The sequence below is a fragment of the Aeromonas sp. LsrichE-8G genome (genome assembly GCF_022869435.1).
Taxonomy (GTDB): domain Bacteria; phylum Pseudomonadota; class Gammaproteobacteria; order Enterobacterales; family Aeromonadaceae; genus Aeromonas; species Aeromonas caviae.
This window is the reverse complement of sequence record NZ_JALIHH010000312.1, coordinates 1-293: the sequence shown is the minus strand read 5'-3', so window position 1 is coordinate 293 and position 293 is coordinate 1. Positions and strand designations below refer to the sequence as shown.

Sequence of the window (293 nt, the reverse complement as noted above, 5' to 3'; positions counted from 1 at the left end):
TCGGCGCAGTACAGTGCGGCATCGCCGACCAGATAACGGCACTCCTGCGCGGCCTTGAGACTGCTCAAATGGCGACGAACGGTCTGGGCAAAGGCTTTGGTGTCATTACTATTGCCGCTCAGGGCCTGCATATAGACAGGTAGGCCAGCCTGATTTTCACAGATGAGCTCAAGGATCACTTGATTCAGCTCTGGCCGGTGATCACGACTATAACCACGCACCAGTTGCAGCTTACCGACCAGATCCCCATCGGCACAGTCATAGGCGCCATCGACGTGGAAGCTGGTAATATC

1 protein-coding gene is annotated in these 293 nt (G+C 55.6%); it reads right to left on the bottom strand.

Annotated features, from left to right (window positions below):
• The coding region (locus MUW49_RS21865; RefSeq protein ID WP_210539139.1) for an IS1634 family transposase at positions 1–293 on the bottom strand (293 nt) is incomplete at both ends.